This is a genomic window from Arenibacter hampyeongensis, from assembly GCF_002909255.1.
Lineage (GTDB): Bacteria > Bacteroidota > Bacteroidia > Flavobacteriales > Flavobacteriaceae > Arenibacter > Arenibacter hampyeongensis.
The window spans coordinates 247,674-273,558 of the sequence record NZ_PIOB01000004.1; the positions used below are offsets into that span (position 1 = coordinate 247,674).

Below are 25,885 nucleotides of genomic sequence, written 5' to 3' on the forward strand. Positions count from 1 at the left end.
TTGTCCCAGAAAACAGGTATAGCGTTTTAGCCTAAAAAAAGTAATTTGTATGGAACTATTAATTGAGGATTCAGTATTAGTAAGAGACTACATGAATGGGGACGAAAAATCCCTGGAGACATTAATCAACCGTCACAATCAACGACTTAGCAGTTTTATTTATTCCAAAGTCCAGGATAGGGAAACCACCGAAGATATTTTTCAAGATACCTTTATTAAGGTCATAAGGACCTTAAAAAAAGGCAATTATAATGAAGAGGGAAAGTTTTTACCTTGGGTAATGCGGATTTCACATAATTTAATTATCGACTACTTTAGGAAGAATAAACGAATGCCCAGGTTTGAGGGCAATAGTGATTTTAATATTTTCTCCATAATTAGCGATGATAAGCTAAATGCGGAAAGACAACTGATTAAAGATCAAATAGACTTTGATCTAAATAGTCTGATCAAAGAATTGCCCAAAGATCAAATGGAAGTATTGGAAATGCGTTTATATAGGGATATGAGCTTTAAGGAAATTTCCGAAAATACGGGGGTAAGCATTAATACAGCATTGGGTAGGATGCGTTATGCCCTTATTAACCTTCGTAAGATTGTAGATAAGCACAATATTATTTTAACGAATTAATAGGCTTTATAACCGCCTTTAGTTAATTTCTTCATAACACTTGCGTTATTTGATGATAGACGTATATTATTATGAAGAAATTTTCCGTTACTAATAAGAACAAATGTACATTAATGTCCACACGCAGATCGAAAATAGATTTTTTACTAAATTACTCTAAATCGCTGCACATCATTAAATGTAATGATGAACTGCAGGAACATTCTTTAAACTAGTATATTACAATTGCTCAGGCAATCGTCATCGGCCAGTTATTAAAATATTGGTTGCTTCTAGTCCATATAAAGCAGTGGGAAATGGTTTTTAAAGACTTGAGACACTTCTGGGATCATACTTATTTGTTGTGTTTCTTCAAAAATTAGGATGAACATAATATTTCGTGTTTTTTGATTTTAGCTTTATTTATTGGGCAAAATCGAACGAAATTATTGTTAAAATTATTCTTTCATTTTACTCAAGTGGTTTTTATTGTTTTTAATTGGATTTCGTGAATCTTCGATTTCTTTGCTGTCCAAAGAAACCGACGCAGGAGGTTCATGAATACCTTATTCCAAAATAAACAGGCAATGAATAAAACGAAACCGCAGGTTCACGAATTCATATTTAAGAAAATAACCGGCCATGAGCTAAACAAAAGAAAAGACCCTTCTTCACTAGGTGGCCCCTAAAATCTCGGGATTTTATGGACCGCTGCCATGGCCTAAATTATCTCCAAGGCTTCAATAATTCTTAACGGCCATGACATCTCCACTACGGAAGAAGACCAACCAGACCATAGGCTTTGAAGACAATGTTCAATGACATTAAATTAATGATAATGATTTATCTACATTATGTAGGTTTACGGAAAATCGGCCTAGCGTTTTTTGGTTCGTTTTTTGGGCGATGCAAAAAATGAACAGAACACAAACTCTGGGCAAGTCTATCCTATCTTTTTCTAATTCACACACAACTTTTAGGATTGATCCCACTTCTACCAATACCTATTTAAGTATATCATATACTTTTTCAATTACATTTTTCGCATGAACTCCGTCGACAAGGGATATACTCATGTGTAACTTTTGGGGTTTCCATACTCCTTAATATATAGGTATAATTATCATATATATAACCTTACAATAATAAATACACTTCCGAGTAGTCACTTCAAGCTCATCCAACTTCAATTTTGGCCAATTATTATGTGTAAAATAAGAAAATTGGCATTTGACATCAATTAATGGGGGTTTTACAACATAGTTTTTTTCTCACATGTGCATTTATATACTTTTATCCTGTTACTAATCAACAAAGAAGATTTTAAGTCTTCATTTAAAGAAGAAGTAACAAAAAAAAAGTCCGAACCGAAAGGGGAGGCCCCCTAGTTTAACCAAAAAACAATAATTTGTATGGAACTGCAAATAGATGACTCAGTATTAGTAAAGGATTACATTAATGGTAATGAAAAAGCTTTAGAGGTTTTGATCAACAGGCACAACCAACGTATTAGTAGCTTTATTTATTCTAAGGTTTTGGACCGTGATGTTTCAGAAGACATTTTTCAGGATACCTTTATTAAAGTAATTAAAACCTTAAAAAAGGGAAATTATAGCGAAGAAGGTAAGTTTTTGCCTTGGGTTATGAGAATTGCCCATAATTTGGTGATCGATCACTTTAGAAGGAACAAAAGAATGCCAATGTTCGAGGGCAATGATGATTTTAATATCTTTTCTGTAATAGGTGATGATAAACTAAATGTAGAGAAGCAGCTTATCAAGGATCAGATTGATTCTGATTTAAATTTATTGATCGAAGAATTACCAGAAGATCAAAAAGAAGTTCTTTTAATGCGTATCTACAGGGATATGAGCTTCAAGGAAATTTCAGAAAACACCGGTGTTAGTATTAATACCGCTTTGGGGCGAATGAGATATGCTCTAATTAATCTAAGAAAAATCATAGAAAAGAATAATATCGTTTTAACGAATTAACAGGTCATAGGTCGAAGAGTACAATATTTCCAATATAGTGGCGTTATCTTAACATAACAATACTATAATCCTATGGAAAAAATTTACTCTGAGCATCGAAACAAGTGTAAACTTGCGAAAGCAAGTCCTGAAACTATTAAGTTCCTATTGGGCTATTCCAAATCATTGCAAATAATTGAATATAATAATGTTCAATTCGAAAATAATTTAAACTAGCACAAAAAATCCCACCTTACGAGTTGGGATTTTTTGATTTATAATATGCCTGCAGCACAGGTTTTCTTCCAATTTTCTTGGTTATAATGTCTTTTTCCAAATTCCATCCCCTTGCTGGGGAGTATTCCCGTCCGTACCATATAATCTGTAAATGAAGATCGTTCCATATTTCTTTTGGAAATAATCTTTTGGCATCCCTTTCCGTTTGTACTACATTTTTTCCATTGGAAAATCCCCATCGGTACATGAGCCTATGTATATGGGTGTCTACTGGAAACGCAGGAATGCCAAATGCCTGAGATACCACTACACTCGCGGTTTTGTGTCCAACTGCCGGAAGTTGTTCCAATAATTCAATCTCTTGAGGAACTTGTCCGTCATATTTTTCAATTAAAATTTTAGAGAGTCCGTAAATGCCTTTCGATTTCATTGGGGAAAGACCAACAGGCTTAATTATTTCCCTAATCTCATCAGCGGTCATTTTAACCATATCATAGGGATTGTCAGCTTTTGCAAATAGCAATGGTGTAATCTTATTGACACGCACATCCGTACTTTGTGCAGATAATAATACGGCAATTAAAAGAGTATAGGGATCTTTGTGGTCCAGTGGGACAGGAATGGTCGGGTAAAGTGACTGTAAAGTTTCAATGGCAAATTTTACTTTTTCAGCTTTCGTCATTTATTATGTAATTTTATAACTTTTAAATAAAGGAACACCCATTAAAATGGGTGTGTTATAGATTATAAATTTACTTAAATTTTCACTATGAATACTTTAAAAGTAGGGGATAAGGTTCCCCCATTTACAGCCAAGGACGAAAATGGCAACGATATAAAATTATCAGATTACCAAGGAAAAAAATTAATCGTCTTTTTCTATCCAAAAGCAAATACTCCAGGATGTACTGCGGAAGCCTGTAATTTAAGGGATAATTATACCGATCTACAAGCGCAGGGATATGAGTTGCTTGGAGTAAGTGCGGATTCACAAAAAAGGCAGCTTAGTTTTAAGAAAAAGTATCAATTTCTATTTCCCTTGTTGGCAGATGAGGATCATACTTTACTAAATATTTTTGGTGTTTGGGGACCAAAGCAGTTTATGGGGAAAAAATATGATGGTATACACAGAATGACTTTTGTCATTGATGGGGATGGAGTAGTGGAAAAGGTTATTGAAAAAGTTAAAACCAAGGACCATGCTGCTCAGTTGATGTAAAAAGTAGTAATTATAAAGGAGGCTGCCTTAATCTTTATGATTGGGACAGCCTCCTTTATATAAGCACGTATAATTTATACTTTTGCTTGTTCTTCCTCAATCGGTTTACGGATAAAGAGTTTCTTCTTTTTTATTATTTCGGCAATACCCTCTGGAAGTACAGATTCCCAACCTTCTTCTCCATTGATTATTTTCTTGAGAACATCCCTAGAGAAAACATGTAAAATTTCGGGATCGTAATCAATAATATCCATCACTTTTCCATTGTATTTAAAGAATTTGTACAATTCTTTCATCCTGGGATGCACTTTGATGGTATTACTGGTCATGATCTGACCGGTTTCTTCATTGCGCATGGGATATAAGTAGACTTTAAGGTCCTTAAAGAATAACTTGCCAAAAGCTTCTAAGATACCTCCGCTCAAATGACGGTAATATTTCTCATCAAAAATATCTACCAAATTGTTTACCCCCATGGTAAGACCAATTTTGGACTTGGTATAATTACTAAAATATTCCACAAGTTTAAAGTACTCCTGAAACTTCGAAATCATTACCGTATGGCCTAGGGAACATAAAAGCTCTGCTCTATCCATAAAATCCTGTTCATCAATTTCACCGGAAGCCCGGAGGTTAGAGAGTGTAATTTCAAAAATAACAATGGTATTTTCTTCCTCAACACTGGGTTCCCTAATGAATATCTCATAGGATTTTTTGAACATATCCATATTCACATTGGTCACTGGTCTAAAGCTTCCGCGCAGGGCCAAAATATTCTTTTTGTAAAGAAGGGTCGCTGGTAAAAGATTATTGCCATCGGGACCAAACATTACGGCGTCCGTCATATCATTTTTAACAAGTTGCAAACTCATTAATCTATTATCGACTTCGGCGAAATTGGGTCCAGAAAAATTAACCATGTCTATTTCAACCGTATCCTTGTCGATATGGTCGTAAAGATATTTAAGTAACTTTCTAGGTTTGTCGTATTTATAAAATGCACCATAAATTAGATTTACCCCTACAATTCCCAAAGTTTCCTGTTGCAGTCTCGCCTCATTCTGTTTAAAACGGATATGAAGGATAATTTCATTTAATTCCTTTTGCTTTGGATCTAGCTGATAACGGATGCCTATCCATCCATGACCTTTATATCTTTTGGAAAAATCAATGGTAGCCACCGTATTGGCGTAGGAAAAGAATAATCTGTCCGGATGTTGTTCACGGCTGATCCTGTTGTCCATGTTTTCCATTTCATGGGCCAACATTTTTTTCAACCTGGACTGGGTTACATATCTTCCGTCTTCCTCTATTCCATAAATGGCATCACTAAAATCTTTATCATATGCGCTCATTGCTTTAGCAATGGTTCCCGAAGCGCCTCCGGACTTAAAAAAATGCCCGGATGTCTCCTGTCCGGCGCCAATTTCAGAAAAGGTGCCATAAATATCAGGATTTAGGTTTATCCTTAAGGTTTTCGCCTTTATCGAAGGAACATTGGTAAAAGCGATTTCTTTCTTGAAAATAGTGGACATAGTGTCTTTTTTACTTGTAGCAAAGTTAAAAAGTTTGAGCTATCAATTAAATAAATTAGTTATAAATTTGGATTAAATGGATAATGGATTGAAAATAACTTTTCTAGGAACAGGAACATCGCAAGGAATCCCGGTAATTGGGAGTAAACACCCAGTATGTTTAAGCAATAACCAAAAGGATAAAAGGCTTCGTGTATCGGTAATGGTCTCTTGGGATTCCTATAATTATGTAATAGATTGCGGTCCCGATTTCAGGCAGCAAATGCTAACGAATAATGTGGTAAAGATTGATGGAATTTTGTTTACCCATGAACATTCCGATCATACGGCAGGGATTGATGATATACGACCATTTTTTTTCAGGCAGGGCGATATTCCTGTTTATGCCCATGAACGCGTGGTTAATTCCATTAAAGAGCGCTTCCATTATATATTTGCCGATGAAAATAGATACCCTGGCGCACCTGCTGTAGAGATCAATACCATTAAAAATAATAAGCCATTTAAAATAGGTAACCTTATGGCAATACCTGTGGAGGCACAACACAATAGATTGCAGGTTTTTGGGTTTAGGATACAGGACTTTGTGTATCTAACTGATGTAAAAAGTATGGAAAAAGTAGAAATGGAAAAGATAAAGGGAATTAAGACGTTGGTGGTCAACGCGTTGAGGATAGAGCCACATCATTCACATTTCAATTTGGAGGAAGCTTTGGAGTTTATTGATATCATAAAACCGGGCAAGGCATATTTGACCCACATAAGCCACTTATTGGGCTTTCATGATGAAGTGGAAAAACAGCTTCCACAAAATGTGCATTTGGCCTATGACAACCTAGTTTTGGATGTATAAGGAACTGCAAAGTTACTGAGAATCAATTAGAATAATAAACAACAATTAATTAACCGATAAAACCAAGGTATGAAACATAAAATTTACCTGTATTTATTCATATTTGTTTCCTTAATAGCACTTTACCAATTTGTAAGTACCAGCAATATGGTAAAGGCAAAAAACACTAAAATCGACTCCCAATCGGAACAGCTAGTGCAATTGGAAGATTCTATCCAGAAATTGCACTTAAAAGTATTGGACAACCAATATTTTTCGTTGGAAAACAATGATGATGCCTTGGCGTACTACGACCATCTTAAGTTAAGAGATCCAAGCCTTTATATATCGGATAAACTATTGGAAACCAATGAAAGTAAAGGGGACAACCCCCTTATTCCCTATGAGGGGATGGAAAATGATTTTAAAATCAACAAGATTAAGATTTTAAACCACAAATGGATATTGGCCGATTTTTCTGATGGAAAATATTGGGGAGAGGTGCTGATCAAATATGAACTGAAAGATGATCTTGGAGTCGATTTTTCATTAATGGACCATCTGTTATATACCCGTAGCAATTAAATTTTATCCTGAAGCCACGTTTTGAAGGAGTAAAAATTTTGTGGTGCCACACCGTGTCCTACAGGAAATTCCTCATATACATGGTCGATTTTTAAATCTTTTAGTATTCCAGGTGTTTTCTGTGCCCAAGAAACGGGAATTACCTGATCCACACTACCATGGGAGGCATAAATTTTTAAATTTCCAAAGTTATTTTCCTTATAGTTTTCAACAAGGATATTTTCATTGATATAACCACTTAAAGCAATTACATTTTTAATTATATGGGGATAGGAAAGTGCCAAGGCATAACTTAGTATTGTACCTTGACTAAATCCTAAAATGGTAACATTTTTTTCGTCCAATCCATAGGTTTTACAGGCTTCCTCTATAAACACCTTTATTTTATCCCGGGACAGTACGGCTTGTACCTCATCGTTCCACTTGCCCTTGTCTGCTTCAAAATTAATGGCATACCAAGCATTGCCGTAAGGTTGCATGGGATATGGTGCCCTAGCAGATATTATACATAGTTCATTAGGCAGTTCGGGAGCAAATGAAAATAGATCTTCCTCGTTACTTCCATAACCGTGGAACATAAATAGTACAGGCGGTTTGCCAGAGGTGATGTTGGATGGTCTAATAAGGTGTTCAAGTGATAAGGGAGCTGTAGTCATTTTAAGATATAAAGGTGAACCATTTTTGGAAATAGGCACCTAGTATAGGCACCTCCTGTTTCTTGTTATTTAAGGCGCCAAGAAAGCCGTAAAACCATAATACAATATAAAAAACATAAAGGCCATACCAGGCATACTCGTTATACCAATTGCTCAAAAAAATGGCAAAGCCAAGAAAAACAAGATGTAAACCAAATGCCTGTCTTGTATGAAAGCGGGCAAATTCGTTCTTGGGATCTGAATTCATTGAAATGGCAATTAAAGCCCCAACCATGGTTAAATACGCCACAATCGCCGTGGTTTTTCCTTCCTTAATAACATCTTCCATAGCGGTAAAGTTAGTTCAAGTTTAATCTGTGTACAAAAAAAGAGGTCCAATTAGACCTCTTTAAATGTTTTTATAATAATTTTTATTCTCCAATAGACCCAATAATAGGCAATTTTTCAATTTTACCATTATTGGCATTTATTGCACCCATTATGGCCAAAATCCATGGGGCCCATTGCAAAATTCTTAGGAAACCCATTCCCATTAAGGTGGCTATAATTCCAAGGACAATGGACAAGGCAATTGCCAATATCCAGACCCTTAGTGATTGGCCTATATGGAATTTTACAAATTCGTTTTTTTTATCACTGTTCACGATAAAGGCAATGAGTAGTCCAATTAAAGTAATGTAACTGACTATTGCCATCGTTTTTCCTTCATTTATGGTTTTCTGGTCCATCTTATAGTTTTTAGTTCCTATAAATTTAGTTAATTATTTGGTTGTTGGATACAATACCGTACACCTTTCCTTTAAGTTTACTCCCTAGAAAACAGCTATTTTTGGAATTGGATAAGATGTCTTGCTCTTCAAAGGTATATTCTGGATTGGGATCGAATAGTGTAAGACTGGCATTTTCACCAACTTTAAGGCTTGGTGTTTTAATTTTATATCTTTCTCTACCCTTGGTCAATAGGGAAATGCTGGTTTCAAGGTCAAAAATCTGATTCAACATACCAAAAGCGCTTTCCAAGCCAATGGTACCATCGGAGGCATTGTCAAATTCCACTCTTTTATGCTCAATATCCATAGGTCTGTGGTCCGTGGTAACAAAATCTATGGTTCCATCCTTTAGACCTTTGATCAAAGCTTTGGCATCCGTGCTGGTTCTTAGTGGGGGCATCAATTTAAAATGGGAATCGAACTCTACCAAAGTGGCATCTGTAAAACATAAATTATGTATTGCCACACTGCAGGTAACATCCAATCCTTTTTTCTTGGCATCCCCTATTAGCTTTACGGAATTGGCCGTTGAAATAGTAGGGATGTGCATTTTCCCTCCCGTATATTCCAGTATAAAAAGATCTCGGACTATATTAAGTTCTTCGGCCAAATTGGGAATTCCTTTTAGGCCTAACCTGGTAGATACTTCACTCTCATTTACAATGCCTTTTCCGGCAATCTGCATATCCATAGGGAAAGAATGAACTAGACCATCAAAATTATGGGCATATTGAAGTGCGACTTTTAATAGGTTAGAATTTTTCAGGGGTAATTTATAATCATAATACCCAACCGCACCGGCACTCTTCATATCATAAAGTTCCGCCAAACTTTCACCTTCAGATTTTAAGGTCAAGGTACCTAGTGCATGCAGAGAGGTGGCACTTTGTTTTGAAGCATTCTTTAAAAAAACAATATCAGAGCTGCTATCGGGAAGTGGATTGGAATTGGGATTCAACACAATGTCAGTAAAACCACTCTTTGCCGCAGTGTATAATCCGTTTTCAATGGTTTCCCTTTCCTCATAGCCCGGTTCTCCAAAACTTACACTGGAATCGAACCATCCAATGGAAACGTGTAAATTATTGAAACTGATCACTTTTGTTTTTGCCTGAACATCCAAATTGGGGGCAATGTTTTCTATCACCCCATTCTTTATATAAATATCCCGCTTTTTTAAATGTAGATCCTTGTTGGTTGGGTCTACTATCTTGGCGGATTTTAAGAGTATGTTCATTTTAAAAATTTTTGGATAAGAACTTCGGCAAATATAAATGCCATTGCTAAAATAACAAACCATTTCCAAAGCTCGTTTATGCTATTGTCTTTTTCTATACTTTGAAATAGTGTTGCTGCATTGTCATTAATGCTATAACCTTTTAACTCATTTAAGTTCATATAATAAAGTTGACTTTCCACTCTTGGGAAATTAAAACTTATGTTTTTTATGGTCTTTCCTTCGTCCCTAATATGAAAGATTCCTGCGGTTACTGGATAATCATCAAAAGTCAGGGTTGTTTTATTGGTGAAGGACTGTTGAAAGGGAATAAATTCCTCATTTTCATTGGATACTTTTAAAATCCGATCCTTTGTAAGGTTAACAGGTATATCCACTGTGGTTTTGCTACCTATAATTTCGTAAATTCTTGGAATCCGCAGGCTGCCCATACCCATATTGTACAATGTTGGGACTATTAATGGGGAGTTGATAAAATTGGAATTGTCTTTGGAAATGGATGCCGTAAACAAATAAGTACCGTCTTCCCCAACCAAAAATGGATCACCACTTTGGTATGAGAGAATTTTAGGCATGCCAGATTTAATATTATAAAAAGTATTGACGGAGGGGTACTGGAAATTTGTAACTTCTTTTTCAAACACATTCTTGAACAAGGGATTGGAAAAGGATATCTCACTAATTTTTCGTTCCTCTATTACGGAAGTTAGCAATGAGGAATTGGAAAAACTCCCTAGAAATGCATTGTAATTATCCATATCCACTTGGATGCCTGGAATAACAACCAAATTTCCGCCAGCATTTTTATAGGCTTGCAATGCATTTTGCAAGGCTATTGGAATAGAATTAAGTTCATTGAGGATAATCAAGTTTTGCGATTCCAATAAGCTGTAGTTCAAAGAATTTACCTTAAAACTGGAATATAGGAATATGTCCTCAGTAAAAATACGCCCCAAGTAATTACCATCGATATCGCCAATGGATAGTACTTTAATTTTCTCTTGTTTGTTTATGTTGAAGTAAAGTTGATTGTCATAACTGAGTCCGGAATCGGAGATTAAAATTTTCCCATCCATAACCTCGCTTGCCGGGATAGTAAAAATGGCCTCGCCTTTTTTGTTTTCATCGAATGTAGCGGATGTTTTTGCAATCAATTTTTCACCATTATATAGGGAGACCGGGGTATTATCTATTTGGTTATTTGCGGATAATATGGTTTTTAGATCTACGTTTTCCGAAGAAACAGTACTTATATATACGGTGTCTATAGAAACGTTTACCAACTTCTCTGGTAATGATTGCACCAAATGTCTATTTATATTTGGCAATGAGTCATTGGTCGTGGAATAGATGCTTTTTTGAAAATCAGAAATTAAGACCAGGTCGTTACGAGTGGTTTCACTGTTCGTGAACAAAGTCCTGGCCTTTAAATAGATTTCTTCCAGCTGTAATTGGTTGCTGGAATAGGGAAGGGAAAGCAAATTGTTCTTTATATCGGCAATCCGCACTTCCCTGTATATTATATTATTGGTAAAAAGGCTAAAGTTATTTTCTTCGGGAACTGATTTTAAAATCTCCTGAACCATATTTTCCAATAAAGTACCTGTTCCCGTATTGATTTGCATGCTCAGGGAATTATCGAGATAAATTACTGTTTCGTTGCTTTTTAGTGCGGATTTACCGGGAATAAAGGGTTGGGTAAAGGCTGTAATTAGGGCGCTAAGGATTAAAAGGCGGGTACACAATAGGAGCCATTTTTTAAGGGTATTGCTCTTTCTTGATTCTGCAACTACTTTTTTTAGGATTTTGACATTCGTAAATGGGGTCTTCTTAAATCTGCGAAGTTGAAAAAGGTGGATCAATATAGGAATAAGTAGAAGAAAAAAGGCCCAAAGGAGTTCCGGATGTTTAAACAGCATTCCTAAATTTAATTTTTCAAATATAAGAAAAGAATTGCGAGGCCGTCTTAATTTTAATGTTGATATATAGACTAATTCTACATCCGATTAAAATAAATTTAATATATACGTATGCACATAAATAAAGGGGTCAACAAAAAAAGAAATAATCATGAGCCGGATTTTTTCCTTTGGCCGATAAATATTCCCTTATAAACTCTTGGGCTTCCTTATTTGCTACCGTAATTATTATTAGAGCGTCCTCATGCTTGTCTATTTCTATATAGTGGGCCATTTTTTTATTGTAAATATCCAAACCAATTTTATTGGAGTTGTTACATACCCAGGTAAAAACTATATTCTGTTCAATGAGATTTTTGGCCAATTTTTTTCCCTTGTTCCCTGCACCCCATAATACAAGGGGTCGTTGTTTTTCATAGTCAAGTTTTAGAAAATAATGGAGTTTAATATCCAAGAAATAATTTTGGGCATAATGTTCACTGGTTCTAGAAGTTCTATAGCTATAATCTCGCCAATGGTGTAGTACTTCATTACTGGGAATACATTTTAGCCCCTGCTCATAAAAACGAAAAGCAAGATCGTAATCTTCGGGATAACGATTGGATAAAAATGACCCAACCCTATCCAAGTCCCTTCTGTTCACCATCCAACATGGTGAGGGAATAACGCATTCCTTATAGATTTCGGAATAATTCTTCCCTTGTTCCGTTAATCGGTTTAACCACTTTTCGTAGCCTTTATAACCCCCGCCAACACCGTCTTTGGAAAAATATTTTACCTTTCCAAGAGCCACATGTCCTTCTCCGTGAATAACCAGGGCATTCACCATAGTTTCCAGTTTGTTTTTGGACATTAAGTCATCGGAATCCATTCTGGTTATAAAAGAGCCCTTAGATTGGGAATAGGCTGTTCTTAAAGCCTCTATAATTCCCCTGCCCTCATTTTTCAGAACTTTAATTCTGGAATCCATCTTGGCGTAGTGATGCATAATTTCTAGGCTTTGGTCCGTGGAATAATCATTGACCGCCAGAATTTCCCAGTCGTCATAAGTTTGGTCTATGATAGACTGTATACACACCGGTAAAAATTCCTCGGTGTCTTTAAAAGGGATAAGAATACTGATAGTTCTCATGTTCATCCGCCTAAAATAGAAATTTATCTCGCAAAAATCGCATCTAGGACGTTGACCTTGGAAGCAGAATTGTTGTTGTTACCCTTATATTCAAAGATGCGTATCCATATAATCTAATTTGAATTTTGACTCGTTGTCTCCAATTCATTTATGGCGGCCAACATTGCCTTAAAGCAGGCTTCTTGGGTAGTGGGATTTATTTCCTTTACTTTTTGGGAGTGGTAGTTTTTTATAAATTCGCTGGCAGAAGACCAAACCGTATGCATAATGCCCAAAAAGTGCTCCTTCATTTCCGGGGTGGCATTTTCTTTAAAATTATACATCATTTTAACCTGTTCTTTGGCAACTTCCGGTTTTCTCCAGGGGCAGGCAATAACATCAAATCCTTTTAGGGCAAACATGGCAGGTGTTGGTATGGCCTTTTCGTAATGCCAATCACATATTACCACAGATTTATCAATAAGGTCTACGGCCCGTGCGGTATTGTTCATGCTGGCTTCCCACATCCCGATTCCAGAGGTAGAGGCATCTATTAATCGATCGCCCCAAATCCAAAGGCGTTTGTTGCTGTCAGCCAAATGCCGACTTATTTTATTTACCTCATTGGCAAACAAGGTTGCTGGATCTTTTCCTTGGCAACGTGGGCATTTTTCATCGGCTATGTAAAATACTTCATCCATTCCTGCATGAAAGGCAGTGGCCTCAAAAACGGCAATAATTTCATCCACTAAGTCGAACACCACATTATGTACCTCAGGATGTAAGGGACAGTAGCTTTTGCAATAAAGGCCGTCCGGATTTGGCCATTCGTATTTTTCAGGAATTATAACGTGCGGCGTTTCATCAAATTGGGGATATACGTCCAGAAGTTTATTGGTTTTTTCTGCCCAGCTTTGGTGTCCCAATAAATTTACTTGTGGTATTAGATTTATTTGGTGTTTTTTGGCAACCGCTACCAATTGCTTTATTTGGGCTTCTGACAAGGGATTTTGCCCTCTTAATTCTGGTCTTGATTTATAGGCATAATTAAAATCTACCCTAAGTACCAGAGTGTTAATGCCATTGGGACCTAATTCCTCATCAATAAATTTAACAAACTCGGCCACACCACTGGCATTGGGAGCTGCTATACAGAGTCCCTTAACATCAAAAATGCTCTGTGCATTACAGACTAAGGAGGCTAGGCCTAGCACCATGAGAAGTAACTTGCGCATAGTATTAAGGTTTAAGTTAATTTTGTAGCAGGGCCTTATTTATTGCAGCCTCGACCAATGGTTCCATTACGGCATACCCGGCTGTCGTAGGATGAACTTCATCCGATGCATATTTTTTGGGTAGTCCGTTCCGGTCATCTACCATAACCGTGAAATAATCTAGATAAATATGGCTATTTTTTTCGGAATAGTCTTTTAACAAGCTGTTTAAGGCCGGTATTTTTTCATTGGGTTGTAATCCTGGTTTCCAAGGGTAATCAAATGCAGGGAGGACGGAGGAGATAATAACTTTAATTCCATTGGCTTTCGCCAGTTCTGCCATCGATTTAATATTGTCCACTATCATTTTCAAGCTGGAAGGCCCGGTATTTCCTGCAATGTCGTTGGTTCCCGCTAAAATCACCACTACTTTGGGTTTTAGGTCTATTACATCCTGTCTAAAGCGCAAGAGCATTTGGGGCGTTGTCTGTCCGCTAATACCGCGGTTGACATAGGGTTTGTCCCTGAAGAATTCCGGTCTCTTATTTATCCAACCAATGGTAATGGAATTGCCCATGAATACAACGCGATTTTCATCAGCTTTGGGCGGCCCTATTATCTTATTGTCTTCGGAGAAGTGATCCAGATTTGGCCAATCTTGCGAAAAACTAGTATTTATGGTAAAAATGGTCAGTACAAAGAGGGCAATGGATAGCTTCATGGTTTTCATAATTGTAAAAATGGTTAAAAATGATTATTACTTGGACTAGTCTTAAATTTTCATTGATTTTTTTTCATTTGTAATCAATCGTGCTTTTCTCTGTTTTATTTTTTGTTGAATATCTGATGGATAGGCTGAATCGTTTTCAGCCTCAAAGATTCTTATATTCTGTAATTTATCTGGTTTTATCAAATCCTGCTGCTTACAGTTTAGGATGGTAGCCGCAGTCTGAACACCTGAATAACTGGCACCTGCCACTCCATGCGATTGTATGCTTGCCCCACACATATATAAATTTTCAATTTCACTCTTTGCTCTAAATGCAAAAGGGCCTATCTGCCTAAAAGTCTTTTCTGTACCATAAACACTTCCATTGGTGGAATTTATATAATATTTGTTTGTTATGGGCGTCCCCAATTCTTTATTTATAATATTATCCCTTATTCCAGGTATTGCCAGTTCCAAGGTATTGATCATTTTATTGGTCAATAATTCTTTGAATTCCATGTACTCCTTAGATCGCTGTTCATTCTCCTTATTGAACTGGGCGAAAGAATCTGGGTTAATGTAAGTAATAACTTCAAGGGAGTGGTGCTTGCCGTCATAGCTTGTGGGGTCTTTGAGAGTGGTACAGCTAATGAATATACCGGGAAATACTTCGCCGCTGGTTATATCCTTATCTGTCATCTCCTCATAAATCTTATCCATGTCTTTGTTATCCATCATCCATATATTTCCTGAGTCCATTCCCAATTTCCGAACATCTATATCAACTGTTAGAAAAAGCATTAGGGAACTACAAGAGTACTTTGTTCTACCCAGTTTTTTGCGAAGCTTGGCACTGAGGTTTTGTTCTTTTACTAAGTTTAAATAGGTAACTCCTGGGTCGGCATTGGAAATGATCCTTGAAGCGTAGATTTTCTCACCATTTTCCAGTTCCACTCCAATGGCTTTCTTTCTCTTGTCCCCTTCCAAAATAATGCTTTTTACTGTTGTGCTTGTGCGTATTGTTCCACCATTCCTCTGTACGGCCTTGGTCATCGACTTTACAATGGCGGCTCCACCGCCCATGGGGTAGTATCCTCCGCTAAAATAATGGTCCATAACGGCACAGTGCAAGGGGAAACTAGCCTTGGCAGGGGCCAAACCGTGATCGCCCCATTGAATATTGAGCACTTTCTGCAGAAGGGGATCTTTAATATGCCAATTAATGACTCGCTTTAGGCTGAACAAAGCAAATTTACCCATATGCTTGGTTCTAAAAGGGATGGTAATATTGTCCCAAAAACCGCTCATCTTCGGAATCAACTGAATTTGCCTAGAAACATTCCTGACCAACTTTAAATAGTGGTTTAAACGTTTTTTTTCCTTAGGAAACCTATGTCCTAGGGAAGCGTTTAAATCATCGAAATTTCCAGGAAGATCAATTCTTTCCTCTCCAATAAAACAATGCTCATAACCCTCTGGATTCATTCTAAAAAAAACCAAATCATCGGCCAATCCCAAACCTTCATAGAGGGTCCTGGTCGATTCGCCTTCCCCTAACAAGCCAATATAGTGCACTCCAGGAGAAAAACGGTGCCCATTCAGGTAAAAGCTATGGCACCAGCCACCTGGAACATCATGTTGTTCCAAAACCAAAACCCGTTGTCCTGCTTTGGATAGACAAATGGCGGCCGACAATCCCCCTGCACCCGAACCAATAATGATGGTATCTATATCTTGTAGTCGTTTTTTTTTGATATCCATTGAATAGGGATTAAGTATTAAGTATGTCTGGTTGTATTTATCGGGCAAAATTATTTTATTCGGGTTCCTAGTTCTCTAGATGGAAGCACCGCTGTTCTTCCGGACTGAAACTTAAATCGCCCATGACCTTTTTTCTAGTTGGCCTAAGCTTAAAAAGATAAAGAATTAAAAGTAATGAAATTACAAGGTAAAATACATTGTTGTTTATCATAAAGCTCACTGAACCCATAATGGCTGCCCCTTCCAAAAATGCATATCGTACAACGGAGATCTTTAGATAAAGCATTAATTTTTCGTTTAAAGATATACTTTTGACCATGCTGGCCATTTGTTTATTGAAGTAATAATTGCTGCCAAAGTGGCCTATCATGGCAACTAACGGTACTATGTAAATAAAAACACTTTTACGGTCTGTAAATCCCATGACAACATTATCGGCACAAATAAAAACAACGATGGTAAATAAGAATACACATAAAGTCAATACCGCGTGGATAATGAAAAGCGTTAAAAAATAACTTTTGGGAGTTAAGGTTTTGAATTTTGAATTGATCATATGGCATTGAAAAATACAGTGGTGCTTGGCAATGCCACAACTAATGAATTTTGCGTTAACCACATATTTGCTTCTAAAGGTATAAGCCTTTCTGTTTTAATGCAAGGAAGTTATGTCAAAAATAATAGTAAATCCAGTAAATAGGGGGGAGCCCAAAAAAAAGAAAATCGATAATCATAAAATAAAAGAACCGCTTTTTTGGGAGCGGTTCTTCTTTTTGCTTCTTTAAGAAGCATGAGCTTGAGTTAGCTAATCTTTACTAAAAACAATACTTGTTTTCAGCCTTAAGTTTATCTGCAATGGAATTGCGTAAATCAACAACGTTGGGCTGATTTGTATATTTTGTAAATCGCTTTAGTCCCATGAGCATCATACGTTGCTCATCACCTTCAGCCATTGAAACTATTGCTTCCTTGCCATTCTTTATAATAATGTCCACTGCATTGTACAAATACAATTTGGACATGGATATTTGTTCTTTTTGAGCCTCTTCACCAAATCGTTTTACATTCTTCTCAGTTCTGAGGATTGCAGATTCTGCCAAATAAATTTCAATTAAAATATTAGAGGCAGCCAAGAGCAACATTTGATGTTCATCCAAAGCTGGTCCATATTTTTGTACTGCTGATCCGGCAACCATTAAGAATACTTTCTTAAGTTTTGCAATCATTTCCTTTTCTTCAGCAAACAATTCGGAATAATCCGGGGTATCAAAAGAAGGGATGCCCATTAGTTCATTTCCTACTGCCGTTGCCGGCCCCAATAGATCTACATGACCCTTCATTGCTTTCTTGATCAACAGGCCAACGGACAACATTCGGTTTATTTCATTGGTACCTTCATAAATACGTGCTATACGCGCATCTCTCCAAGCAGCCTCCATGGGTGTTTCTTCGGAAAAGCCCATGCCACCAAAAATCTGGATACCCTCGTCCGAGCAGTTTTGCACGTCTTCGGATACCGCAACTTTTAAAATAGAACACTCAATGGCATATTCCTCAACACCTTTGAGCTCGGCTTCTTGATGGCTATTACCAGCTTCCAAACGCATGGCGATACGATCCTCTATATTTTTAGCTGCTCTATATGATGCAGATTCCCCAGCATATAAACTCGTAGCCATTTCTGCCAATTTCGATTTTATTGCTCCAAAATCGGCAATGGCAGTTTTAAATTGCTTCCGTTCGGTAGCGTACCTTAATGAGTTGGTAGTAATTCGCCTTTGGGAATCCAAACAGGCGGCAGCTAATTTTATCCTTCCAATATTTAAAGCGTTCATGGCTATTTTAAAACCATTTCCTCTATCGGAAAGCATGTTTTCTACTGGAACTACGGTGTCATTAAAGAAAACTTGCCTTGTAGAGGAGGCACGAATTCCCAATTTATGTTCTTCCTCTCCTAAAGTAATACCATTGGTTGGGTCGTTTTCAACAATAAATCCAGTGATATTCTTGTCCTTTTCTATACGGGCAAAAACAATAAATAATTTACAGAAGCCGGCATTGGAAATCCACATTTTTTGGCCATTGATTTTGTAACTTTTACCGTCTTCGGATAAAGTAGCTGTGGTCTTACCGGAATTGGCATCACTACCTGCACCGGGCTCTGTTAAACAATAGGCACCGAACCATTCTCCAGTAGCTAATTTAGGTACGTATTTTTGTTTTTGTGCTTCATTGCCATAAAGGGTAATGGGCATAGTTCCTATTCCGGTATGAGCACCAAAGGCTGTACTGAACGAACCACTTCCACTAGAAATATATTCGCAGACGATCATGGTAGAAATGAATCCCATTCCCAATCCCCCATAAGCCTCAGGAACAGCAACTCCCAAAAATCCCATTTCTCCAGCCTTGGTCATTACTTCTTCCGTTAAGGCATAGTCTTTTGCCTCGAACCGATCTCTGTTGGCCACTATTTCGCGGTCGTTAAACTCGATAACGGAATCGCGCATCATTTTCTGCTCTTCGGAAAAATCCTCAGGAGTAAAAATATCCTGGCAATTGGTTTCCTTTACTAGGAATTGTCCACCTCTTAATATTTCTTTAGTTGTTGCTTCTGTACTCATTATTAGTCTTGTTAAGTTTTTTACAGCGTAGATCGAAAAGATATTTTAGAAAAAAAATCTTTACAATCAGAAGGCCGTACGTTGTTTATTTTAAAAATTCAAATATACCTGCAGCACCTTGACCTGTACCTACACACATGGTTACCATGCCATATTTACCTTGCATTTTTCTCTTTCTCATCTCATCGAAAAGTTGAACGGATAATTTAGCTCCTGTACAGCCTAAAGGATGACCCAGGGCGATTGCACCACCATTCACATTGACAATATCACTATTTAAATTAAGTTCACGAATCACTGCCAAGGACTGTGAGGCGAAAGCTTCATTTAATTCTATCAATTCAATATCATCCTGTTTAAGTCCGGCTTGTTTTAATGCTTTAGGGATTGCTTTTACAGGACCTATTCCCATAATTCTGGGTTCCACTCCGGCTACGGCATAGTTCACCAATCGGGCAATAGGTTCCAGGTTTAGTTCTTTTACCATAGCCTCACTCATAACCAAAACAAATGCCGCTCCATCGCTCATTTGTGAGGAATTACCTGCTGTTACACTTCCACCAGCCGCGAAAACCGGTCTCAATCCTGCCAAGGCTTCCTTACTGGTTCCCTTTCTAGGTCCCTCATCTTTGGTTACCGTATATTTTTTACTGGCTTTCTTTCCATTGTCATCAACATAGATTTGCTCTACTTCAATGGGCACGATCTGACTTTGAAAACGGTCTTCAGCCTGGGCATTGAGAGCTTTTATGTGCGAATTATAGGCAAATTCGTCCTGGTCTTCACGTGAGACATTGAATTGTTTTGCTACTGCTTCAGCGGTATTTCCCATACCCCAATAATAATCTTCGTGTCCGGATTTAGCCAAATCATAATTGAGTTCCGTTTTGTATCCGGTCATGGGAACCGCACTCATGCTTTCTGCTCCACCGGCAATAATACAGTCAGCCATACCCGCTTGGATTTTTGCTGTGGCAATACCTATAGTTTCTATTCCAGAGGAACAGAACCTGTTTACCGTAACTCCTGGGACATCAACGATATTAAGTCCCATTAAGGAAATTAAACGTGCCATGTTAAGTCCTTGGGATCCTTCCGGCATAGCATTTCCTACGATTACATCATCAATTCGCTTTTTGTCCAATTGTGGCAACTCATTCATCATATGGGCTATGGTCTCAGCTGCCAACTCATCTGTTCTTTTAAAACGGAATACACCTTTTGGAGCTTTCCCTACTGCTGTTCTATATGCTTTTACTATAAAGGCTTGTTTCATTTTATTTTTAGTATTGAGTATTGAGTTTTTAGTATTGAGTTTTATAACTTCTGTTGAAATGAATAGTTCATTTTTTGGATTTCAATACATGTTTCAATAACAGGTTGTACTTTTTCTATTGCAACTATATTTAAGTTTATTAATAATATTAATTGTGTTTGAAGTTCATAAGCGGAACCATTTGCGATACTTAAAAAATGTTTAAATTCCTTATTTGAATTCCTTCCAGCTCCTTCTGAAATGTTCGATGGAATAGAAACTGCACTTCTTCTATTTGAGCGTTAAGGCCATATTTTTCATCTGATGGTAAATCAGAGACGAGTTGGCACACAGATTCCACCAATTCCATAGACTTATTCCATATTTTTATATTCTCAACTTTATGCATTAATTTCTAATTACTAGGTACTTATATCTCAATACTTGGCCAATTAATTTCGTAACGGTTTTCCTGTCTTCAGCATATGTTGTATCCGCTCCAAGGTTTTCCTTTCCGTGCATAGGGACAAGAAGGCTTCCCTTTCCAGATCCAATAGATATTGTTCTGTTACCAAGGTTGGCTCCGACAAGTCGCCACCCGCCATTACATAGGCTAATTTGTTGGCAATCTTATGATCATGTTCGCTTATATAATTACTGTCTTCCATGGAATCCGTACCAACCATAAACATGCCTAGAGCTTGTTTCCCCAAAACCTTAACGTCTTTACGCTTTGGGGGTTGGGTGTAGCCTTGCTCGGCCATAAGTTTGGCGTAGCCTTTTGCAGTAGCAATTTGTCTGTCCTTGTTTACGACTACAATATCCTTACCCTTCTCAAGTACTCCCATATCGAAGGCTTCGTATGCCGAGGTTGATACTTTGGCCATTCCAATGGTCAAGAAATACTCTTGCAGGACATTAAGTTCCACATCATTTTTCTTAAAAGTATCCGAGGCTCTTAAGGCCATTTCCTTGGAACCTCCTCCTCCTGGTATTACCCCAACACCAAACTCTACCAATCCCATATAAGTTTCTGCTGCAGCAACCACCATATCTGCATGCAATGACAATTCGCAACCTCCACCCAATGCCATGCCGTGTGGGGCTGAAATTGTAGGTATTGCAGAATAGCGCATTCGCATCATGGTATCCTGGAACATCTTTATGGCCATATTAAGCTCATCGTATTCCTGTTCCACAGCCATCATAAAAATCATTCCAATATTGGCTCCAACCGAGAAGTTAGGAGCTTGATTGCCCACAACAAGACCTTGGAAATCTTTTTCTGCCAAATCGATAGCCTTGTTCAAGCCCGCCAAAACATCACCGCCAATGGTGTTCATTTTGGATTGGAATTCCACATTCAAAATGCCATCTCCCAAATCCTCTACTACAACACCTGAGTTTTTCCACACCTCATTGGATTTTCTAATATTATCCAATATGATAAAGGAATCTTGACCAGGAATTTTTTCCATGGTTTTTTTGGGAATATCGTAAAAATAGGTTGCCCCATCTTTAATGGTATAGAAGGTTTTATTGCCGGTGGCAATCATCTTGGTAACCCAATCGGCAGGTGTAAAGCCTTCGGCCTTCATCATTTCAATGCCTTTTTCAACGCCTATGGCATCCCATATTTGAAACGGACCATGGCCCCAGGCAAAACCGGCCTTCATAGCGTCATCAATTTTATACAATTCACCGGTTATCTCGGGAATCCTATTGGAGGCATATTCAAATAATGAAGAAAAACTTTTTCTGTAAAAGGCTCCTGCTTTGTCCTTTCCGGTTATCAAAACCTTAAAGCGATCAATTACATTTTCTATGGATTTGGTAAGTTCAAGGGTGGCAAAACTAGCCTTTTTACTGGGTCGGTATTCCATGGAATTTAAGTCCAACGCCAATATTTCACGACCTTCTTTTTTATAAAATCCTTGCCCGCTTTTACTTCCGAACCATTTGTTTTCCATCATTTTTCCGATAAAATCGGGAAGTATAAATTGCTCCCTTCTTTCATCATCCTTACAGTTCTCCGCAATACCATTGGCCACATGCACCAGAGTGTCCAAGCCCACGACATCGACGGTACGGAAGGTGGCCGACTTTGGCCTGCCAATTACAGGACCTGAAAGTTTGTCTATTTCCTCTACTGTAAGGTCCAACTCCTTTACGGCATGGAACAAACTCATAATGCTAAAAGTCCCTATTCTATTACCAATAAATGCTGGAGTATCTTTGGCAATCACTGAAGTCTTACCTAAAAATTGCTCTCCGTAGCCATTTAAAAAGTCCAATACCTCTGGAGAGGTTTTTGGTCCTGGGATTATTTCAAAAAGTTTTAAATATCTAGCAGGGTTAAAAAAGTGGGTTCCACAAAAATGCTTTTGGAAATCCTCGCTTCTTCCCTCACTCATAAACTTAATAGGAATACCCGAAGTGTTGGAAGTAATTAAGGTACCTGGTTTTCTGTGTTTATCGAGATTTTCGAAAACTATCTTTTTTATGTCCAAACGCTCTACGACCACCTCAATAATCCAATCTACCTGTCCTACTTTGGCAATATCGTCCTCAAGGTTCCCTGTTGATATTCTTTGGGCAAATTTTTGATGGTAAATAGGGGAAGGTTTGGATTTTAGTGCAGCAGTCAAAGAGTCGTTTACTAATCTATTTCTAACGGCCGTATCTTCCAAGGTAAGGCCTTTCGCTTTTTCTTTATCATTTAGTTCTCGGGGGATTATATCCAAAAGCAATACTTCCACTCCAATATTAGCAAAATGACAGGCTATACCGCTTCCCATAATTCCGGAACCAATAACGGCTACTTTTTTAATGTGCTTGTTCATCAATAAAAAGGTGTTAACTAGTTTTTAAACTTATTAAAATATTTTCTTTTCGGTAATTAATTTGCCGATTACCTCAGTGACTTCAAAAAAGTTATTCAATTTTTCCTGAGGTATATGAGCCTTGACTGCATCGTTAAATCGCCTTACGGCCTCCCTGGAGTCGTTCCTCATTTCTAGGCCAAAAGAGGTAAGGTGAATCAGTACACCCCTACCATCATTGGGGTTGGGTCTACGTTCTATGAGCCCTCTTTGTTCCATACTCTTGAGTATTCGCGATAGGCTAGTGGCCTCCATGCCCATTTTTGGGCCAAGCGCTGTTGAGGGGGTGCCGGTTTTGGGGTCAATGCTCAATAAGGTAAACCCTATGGCCATTGTGCCTTCAAATTTTCTTGCTTCCTCATTGTACATTTTGGTCACTGCTTGCCAAGTGGCCCGGAGGGAGTAATCTATTGTTATTTCTTGCATGCTGATTCGTTGGTTCCTTCAAAGGTAAGAAAATTTATTATGCATGCATAACAAATTTTCAAAAAAATATGTGCTTTTAACAAAAAAACAGCTCCTTTATAAGGAAGCTGTCAGTGGATTGGGATATAGAGAACCTATTAATGTTCATAGATGTCATTGTAAAGTTCTATATATTTTTCCTTGACTATTTTGCGTTTTAATTTCATAGTAGGGGTGAGGTGCCCTTCATTTATACTCCAGATATCGGGAGTAAGTCTAAATTGTTTTACCTTTTCCCATTTGGCAAAACTTTCATTGGCAGAATCCACTTCCTCTTGAATTCTGGCAATAACCTTTTCGTTTTTAACCAATTTTTGGTTGTCACCAACTTCCACATTATGCATTTTTGCCCAGTTGCGCACAAATTCAAAATCGGGTTGTATTAAGGCTGCGGGCATTTTTTCCCCTTCACCAACGACCATTATTTGTTCTATAAATCTTGATTGCTTAAATCTGTTCTCCAATAACTGGGGGGCAACGTATTTACCTCCGGAGGTTTTAAACATTTCTTTCTTCCTGTCCGTAATCTTGAGAAATCCATCGGCATCAATCTCACCTATATCTCCAGTATGAAAGTATCCATCCTTAATGACCTCGGCTGTTTTTTCAGCATCCTTGTAATAACCTAGCATTACTTGTGGCCCTTTAACACATATCTCACCGTCTTCTGCAATTTTCACTTCGGTATGTTCCAAGAGTTTTCCAACCGTGCCAATTCTAAATCCGCCATCCCTCATATCGTTAACCGAAACTACGGGGGAGGTTTCCGTAAGGCCATAACCCTCCATAACCCCAAATTCGGCCGCATTGAAAATTCTTGCCAGGCGAGGCTGCAACGCAGCACTACCAGAAGCTATCAACGATAGATTTCCTCCCAGACCTGCTTTCCACTTACTGAATATTAATTTTCTGGCAAGGGCCAATTTCTTTTCGTACCACCAACCATTTTGTCCATAAGGTTCGTATTCCAAACCAACTTCAACGGCCCAGAAAAATAATTTCTTTTTAACGCCGGTAAGTTCTGTTCCCTTGGCGATGATTTTGTCGTATACTTTTTCCAATAATCTGGGAACAGCCGTCATTACATGTGGAGAACACTCTTTTAGATTATCACTAATTTTATCCATTGACTCGGCAAAATAGATGGTTACGCCGGCGTATTGATACAAATACATCATCATTCTTTCATAAATATGACATACTGGCAAAAAACTTAAACAAATAGTATTGCCATAATCTATAGGTAAACGTTTAGTACTTGCAATGGCATTACTTACCACATTGTGATGTGTTAGCATAACACCCTTTGGTCTGCCAGTGGTACCAGAAGTATATATTAATGTAGCCAAGTCATGTGGCTTTACCTTCTCCTTTAGCTTTTCAACCTCCTTTTGATTGGAGGTATCTGCGCCCAATTCAAGAATTTCACTCCAATTTTTGCATTTTCCCAGAACATCAAAGGAGTATACCTCTTTCAAATGCGGTGTATTTGCTTTTACGGCATTTACCTTGTTAAAAACTTCCTCACATGAAACAAAGACATATTTAGCCTCTGAATGGTTTAGGACATATTCATAATCTTCTTCCGATATGGTAGGGTAAATAGGTACGTTTTGTGCGCCTAATTGAAGTATTCCAATGTCCATAATATTCCATTCCGTTCTATTGGCCATGGAAATAAGGGCAATTTTGTCATTGGGCTTTACACCAAGGCGCAACAAAGCCCTGCTAATAGCATTTGCTTTGTCAATATATTCCTGGGTGGAAGTGGCAATCCACTCTCCATTGTACTTGGTAACCAGTGATTTTTTTAAATTGAATTTCTCTAATTGGTAGTAAGGAAAATCAAAAAGGCGGGTGATTTCTTGCATATGTAATTTGCTGTTCGTAATCGCAAATTAAGAAAAGCGAACGGTATTTTAAAATGACATTCATATAAAAAACGCAAAATATTTATTGAGTCCGCATTTTAAGTACCAAAATAGGTAAGGGTATGGCAATGTTTATTTAGGTCGCATACTTAATATTTTAAATGTTTTAAAATTGATTTATTTATAATTATTTTTCAAAATTGAAAGCTATTTGATGATTTTGGATGATGATGGATCGCTACTCAAGTATATATGGACCGAATTATTTCCTGGGTAGAATAATGTTGTTTGTATTATTTCCAAGGTTACTTAGCTAAGATTTATAGGATGGAAATTACAAAATGATTAAGTTCATTCTTTAATACAATGTTGGTAAATTTGCATTTTGGCATTTTTGAGAATAACAGGAGTGCCCAAGTG

Annotated in this window: 23 protein-coding genes; 5 read left to right on the forward strand and 18 right to left on the reverse strand. The window is 37.5% G+C overall.

Translation table 11 applies throughout. The features are described 5' to 3' along the window. Positions 1–49: 49 nt before the first annotated feature. Positions 50–631 (forward strand): RNA polymerase sigma factor, encoded by a 582-nt coding sequence (locus tag CWD91_RS11875; protein WP_103441175.1) that lies wholly within the window; start codon positions 50–52, stop codon positions 629–631. A gap of 1,391 nt (positions 632–2,022) precedes the next feature. After that, entirely contained in the window at positions 2,023–2,604 is a 582-nt protein-coding gene (locus CWD91_RS11880) for an RNA polymerase sigma factor (RefSeq protein WP_103441176.1), read from the forward strand. 232 nt (positions 2,605–2,836) lie between these two features. On the opposite strand, the gene CWD91_RS11885 is transcribed toward CWD91_RS11880, so the two are convergent. Then, a complete protein-coding gene (locus CWD91_RS11885; RefSeq protein ID WP_103441177.1) occupies positions 2,837–3,502 on the reverse strand; it encodes an endonuclease III domain-containing protein in 666 nt (221 codons plus the stop codon). Between the two features lie 87 nt (positions 3,503–3,589). Between CWD91_RS11885 and bcp the strand changes: the two genes are divergently transcribed. Beyond that, positions 3,590–4,039 carry a thioredoxin-dependent thiol peroxidase gene (bcp, locus tag CWD91_RS11890; RefSeq protein WP_103441178.1) on the forward strand — a complete coding sequence of 150 codons (450 nt, stop codon included), beginning with the start codon at positions 3,590–3,592 and terminating at the stop codon, positions 4,037–4,039. Positions 4,040–4,113: 74 nt separating this feature from the next. On the opposite strand, the gene CWD91_RS11895 is transcribed toward bcp, so the two are convergent. Further along, a complete protein-coding gene (locus CWD91_RS11895) occupies positions 4,114–5,574 on the reverse strand; it encodes a nicotinate-nucleotide adenylyltransferase (protein WP_103441179.1) in 1,461 nt (486 codons plus the stop codon). Between the two features lie 76 nt (positions 5,575–5,650). Between CWD91_RS11895 and CWD91_RS11900 the strand changes: the two genes are divergently transcribed. Both CWD91_RS11900 and CWD91_RS11905 read left to right on the forward strand, forming a co-directional pair. After that, the gene (locus tag CWD91_RS11900; RefSeq protein ID WP_394335720.1) at positions 5,651–6,427 is read left to right on the forward strand and encodes an MBL fold metallo-hydrolase; all 777 of its coding nucleotides are present in this window, start codon (positions 5,651–5,653) and stop codon (positions 6,425–6,427) included. A gap of 69 nt (positions 6,428–6,496) precedes the next feature. After that, positions 6,497–6,991 carry a hydrolase gene (locus tag CWD91_RS11905; RefSeq protein ID WP_103441180.1) on the forward strand — a complete coding sequence of 165 codons (495 nt, stop codon included), beginning with the start codon at positions 6,497–6,499 and terminating at the stop codon, positions 6,989–6,991. Here CWD91_RS11905 and CWD91_RS11910 read toward each other — a convergent pair. The 16 genes from CWD91_RS11910 to CWD91_RS11985 form a co-directional block, all read right to left on the reverse strand. Beyond that, positions 6,988–7,647, reverse strand: coding sequence for an alpha/beta hydrolase (locus CWD91_RS11910; RefSeq protein ID WP_103441181.1), 660 nt, complete (start codon positions 7,645–7,647; stop codon positions 6,988–6,990). The genes CWD91_RS11905 and CWD91_RS11910 overlap by 4 nt on opposite strands. 1 nt (position 7,648) lies before the next feature. Next, positions 7,649–7,975 carry a hypothetical protein gene (locus tag CWD91_RS11915; RefSeq protein WP_103441182.1) on the reverse strand — a complete coding sequence of 109 codons (327 nt, stop codon included), beginning with the start codon at positions 7,973–7,975 and terminating at the stop codon, positions 7,649–7,651. An 82-nt stretch (positions 7,976–8,057) separates the two neighbouring features. Next, positions 8,058–8,375: a DUF4870 domain-containing protein gene (locus tag CWD91_RS11920; RefSeq protein ID WP_103441183.1), complete on the reverse strand. Its 318-nt coding sequence runs from the start codon at positions 8,373–8,375 to the stop codon at positions 8,058–8,060. A gap of 25 nt (positions 8,376–8,400) precedes the next feature. Continuing rightward, positions 8,401–9,654, reverse strand: a complete 1,254-nt coding sequence (locus CWD91_RS11925; protein ID WP_192877663.1) for a dihydroorotase — start codon at positions 9,652–9,654, stop codon at positions 8,401–8,403. Next, entirely contained in the window at positions 9,651–11,573 is a 1,923-nt protein-coding gene (locus tag CWD91_RS11930; RefSeq protein ID WP_103441185.1) for a BatA domain-containing protein, read from the reverse strand. The genes CWD91_RS11925 and CWD91_RS11930 overlap by 4 nt, the downstream gene beginning before the upstream one ends. Before the next feature lie 130 nt (positions 11,574–11,703). Beyond that, positions 11,704–12,711, reverse strand: a complete 1,008-nt coding sequence (locus CWD91_RS11935) for a glycosyltransferase family 2 protein (protein WP_103441186.1) — start codon at positions 12,709–12,711, stop codon at positions 11,704–11,706. A 107-nt stretch (positions 12,712–12,818) separates the two neighbouring features. After that, positions 12,819–13,919: a family 20 glycosylhydrolase gene (locus CWD91_RS11940; protein ID WP_103441187.1), complete on the reverse strand. Its 1,101-nt coding sequence runs from the start codon at positions 13,917–13,919 to the stop codon at positions 12,819–12,821. A gap of 16 nt (positions 13,920–13,935) precedes the next feature. Continuing rightward, complete coding sequence (locus tag CWD91_RS11945; RefSeq protein WP_394335721.1) at positions 13,936–14,619, reverse strand: SGNH/GDSL hydrolase family protein; 684 nt, start codon at positions 14,617–14,619, stop codon at positions 13,936–13,938. A gap of 51 nt (positions 14,620–14,670) precedes the next feature. Beyond that, positions 14,671–16,368: a phytoene desaturase family protein gene (locus tag CWD91_RS11950; RefSeq protein ID WP_103441189.1), complete on the reverse strand. Its 1,698-nt coding sequence runs from the start codon at positions 16,366–16,368 to the stop codon at positions 14,671–14,673. Between the two features lie 67 nt (positions 16,369–16,435). Then, on the reverse strand, positions 16,436–16,924 hold the full coding sequence (locus CWD91_RS11955) for a hypothetical protein (protein ID WP_103441190.1): 489 nt from the start codon (positions 16,922–16,924) through the stop codon (positions 16,436–16,438). A 259-nt stretch (positions 16,925–17,183) separates the two neighbouring features. Next, a complete protein-coding gene (locus CWD91_RS11960) occupies positions 17,184–18,992 on the reverse strand; it encodes an acyl-CoA dehydrogenase family protein (protein WP_103441191.1) in 1,809 nt (602 codons plus the stop codon). A gap of 85 nt (positions 18,993–19,077) precedes the next feature. After that, positions 19,078–20,268, reverse strand: a complete 1,191-nt coding sequence (locus CWD91_RS11965) for an acetyl-CoA C-acyltransferase (protein ID WP_103441192.1) — start codon at positions 20,266–20,268, stop codon at positions 19,078–19,080. A gap of 41 nt (positions 20,269–20,309) precedes the next feature. Further along, complete coding sequence (locus tag CWD91_RS23215; protein ID WP_317045614.1) at positions 20,310–20,522, reverse strand: four helix bundle protein; 213 nt, start codon at positions 20,520–20,522, stop codon at positions 20,310–20,312. 177 nt (positions 20,523–20,699) lie between these two features. Continuing rightward, entirely contained in the window at positions 20,700–23,090 is a 2,391-nt protein-coding gene (locus CWD91_RS11975) for a 3-hydroxyacyl-CoA dehydrogenase/enoyl-CoA hydratase family protein (protein WP_103441193.1), read from the reverse strand. A 33-nt stretch (positions 23,091–23,123) separates the two neighbouring features. Beyond that, positions 23,124–23,555, reverse strand: a complete 432-nt coding sequence (locus tag CWD91_RS11980; RefSeq protein WP_103441194.1) for a MarR family winged helix-turn-helix transcriptional regulator — start codon at positions 23,553–23,555, stop codon at positions 23,124–23,126. Between the two features lie 137 nt (positions 23,556–23,692). Beyond that, the gene (locus CWD91_RS11985) at positions 23,693–25,465 is read right to left on the reverse strand and encodes an AMP-dependent synthetase/ligase (protein ID WP_103441195.1); all 1,773 of its coding nucleotides are present in this window, start codon (positions 25,463–25,465) and stop codon (positions 23,693–23,695) included. Positions 25,466–25,885 lie beyond the last annotated feature (420 nt).

Excerpts from the sequence above, each read along its gene's own strand:
- CWD91_RS11945 (WP_394335721.1), bottom strand. The coding sequence starts at position 14,619 with ATGAAGCTATCCATTGCCCTCTTTGTACTGACCATTTTTACCATAAAT.
- CWD91_RS11895 (WP_103441179.1), bottom strand. The coding sequence starts at position 5,574 with ATGTCCACTATTTTCAAGAAAGAAATCGCTTTTACCAATGTTCCTTCG.
- CWD91_RS11980 (WP_103441194.1), bottom strand. The coding sequence starts at position 23,555 with ATGCAAGAAATAACAATAGATTACTCCCTCCGGGCCACTTGGCAAGCA.
- CWD91_RS11880 (WP_103441176.1), top strand. The coding sequence starts at position 2,023 with ATGGAACTGCAAATAGATGACTCAGTATTAGTAAAGGATTACATTAAT.
- CWD91_RS11930 (WP_103441185.1), bottom strand. The coding sequence starts at position 11,573 with ATGCTGTTTAAACATCCGGAACTCCTTTGGGCCTTTTTTCTTCTACTT.
- CWD91_RS11985 (WP_103441195.1), bottom strand. The coding sequence starts at position 25,465 with ATGCAAGAAATCACCCGCCTTTTTGATTTTCCTTACTACCAATTAGAG.
- CWD91_RS11960 (WP_103441191.1), bottom strand. The coding sequence starts at position 18,992 with ATGAGTACAGAAGCAACAACTAAAGAAATATTAAGAGGTGGACAATTC.
- CWD91_RS11925 (WP_192877663.1), bottom strand. The coding sequence starts at position 9,654 with ATGAACATACTCTTAAAATCCGCCAAGATAGTAGACCCAACCAACAAG.
- CWD91_RS11920 (WP_103441183.1), bottom strand. The coding sequence starts at position 8,375 with ATGGACCAGAAAACCATAAATGAAGGAAAAACGATGGCAATAGTCAGT.
- CWD91_RS11950 (WP_103441189.1), bottom strand. The coding sequence starts at position 16,368 with ATGGATATCAAAAAAAAACGACTACAAGATATAGATACCATCATTATT.
- CWD91_RS11955 (WP_103441190.1), bottom strand. The coding sequence starts at position 16,924 with ATGATCAATTCAAAATTCAAAACCTTAACTCCCAAAAGTTATTTTTTA.
- CWD91_RS11940 (WP_103441187.1), bottom strand. The coding sequence starts at position 13,919 with ATGCGCAAGTTACTTCTCATGGTGCTAGGCCTAGCCTCCTTAGTCTGT.
- bcp (WP_103441178.1), top strand. The coding sequence starts at position 3,590 with ATGAATACTTTAAAAGTAGGGGATAAGGTTCCCCCATTTACAGCCAAG.
- CWD91_RS11885 (WP_103441177.1), bottom strand. The coding sequence starts at position 3,502 with ATGACGAAAGCTGAAAAAGTAAAATTTGCCATTGAAACTTTACAGTCA.
- CWD91_RS11905 (WP_103441180.1), top strand. The coding sequence starts at position 6,497 with ATGAAACATAAAATTTACCTGTATTTATTCATATTTGTTTCCTTAATA.
- CWD91_RS11965 (WP_103441192.1), bottom strand. The coding sequence starts at position 20,268 with ATGAAACAAGCCTTTATAGTAAAAGCATATAGAACAGCAGTAGGGAAA.
- CWD91_RS11935 (WP_103441186.1), bottom strand. The coding sequence starts at position 12,711 with ATGAACATGAGAACTATCAGTATTCTTATCCCTTTTAAAGACACCGAG.
- CWD91_RS11875 (WP_103441175.1), top strand. The coding sequence starts at position 50 with ATGGAACTATTAATTGAGGATTCAGTATTAGTAAGAGACTACATGAAT.
- CWD91_RS11915 (WP_103441182.1), bottom strand. The coding sequence starts at position 7,975 with ATGGAAGATGTTATTAAGGAAGGAAAAACCACGGCGATTGTGGCGTAT.
- CWD91_RS11975 (WP_103441193.1), bottom strand. The coding sequence starts at position 23,090 with ATGAACAAGCACATTAAAAAAGTAGCCGTTATTGGTTCCGGAATTATG.
- CWD91_RS11910 (WP_103441181.1), bottom strand. The coding sequence starts at position 7,647 with ATGACTACAGCTCCCTTATCACTTGAACACCTTATTAGACCATCCAAC.
- CWD91_RS11900 (WP_394335720.1), top strand. The coding sequence starts at position 5,651 with ATGGATAATGGATTGAAAATAACTTTTCTAGGAACAGGAACATCGCAA.